The organism is Rhodoplanes sp. SY1, assembly GCF_046000175.1.
GTDB lineage: Bacteria > Pseudomonadota > Alphaproteobacteria > Rhizobiales > Xanthobacteraceae > Rhodoplanes.
Map to the genome: position 1 here is coordinate 1 of NZ_JBEOMB010000317.1, position 585 is coordinate 585.

The 585-nt window shown below is 69.6% G+C and carries 1 protein-coding gene and 1 tRNA gene; one reads left to right on the forward strand and one right to left on the reverse strand.

Annotation, left to right across the window (positions count from 1 at the left end; genetic code table 11):
* Positions 1-169: 2Fe-2S iron-sulfur cluster-binding protein (locus ABTU92_RS29350; RefSeq protein ID WP_408095080.1), on the reverse strand; the 169-nt coding region annotated here is incomplete at its 3' end.
* A gap of 308 nt (positions 170-477) precedes the next feature.
* On the opposite strand from ABTU92_RS29350, the gene ABTU92_RS29355 reads away from it, so the two are divergent.
* Positions 478-551, forward strand: a tRNA-Cys gene (locus ABTU92_RS29355).
* Positions 552-585: the final 34 nt, after the last annotated feature.

Consider the following 585-nt stretch of genomic DNA (forward strand, 5'->3'; position numbering starts at 1 on the left):
CCGCGAGGCCGTCGACATGCACGACGCAGGCGCCGCATTGCGAGGTGTCGCAGCCGACATGCGTGCCGGTCAGCCGCAGCGTCTCGCGCAGGAACTGGACCAGCAGGGTGCGCGAATCGACCTCGGCCCGCACGGGCTTGCCGTTCACGGTCATCGACACGACAGGCATGGCACCTCCGACACGGCCCGGTCCGATGCGGGCGACGGCGCCCGCTGAGGCACCGGTCCGCGCATCGTCGTATCTGGAATTTTACGGAGTGTGGCCCGCCCTCGCCGTCACGGTCAAGGGCGGGATTGGACGCGCTCCGATCTGTGACCGTCGCGCTGCCCGCGGCGGAGCACGGACCGCGCCGACGCGCCGATCTGCTGCGATTGCGGGGTTGCATGTTCGGCAGGCGGCGCTAAACATGCGCTCGCCGACTCCGGTCCTGCCGGAGTGCGGCGGTGCGGCTGCCACGACGTGGCGGCTCGCCCCGAGGCCACGTGGCGGAGTGGTTACGCAGCGGTCTGCAAAACCGTTTACGCCGGTTCAATTCCGGCCGTGGCCTCCACTCCATTCCTCCTCTCGCGATATCCCTCCTCTCG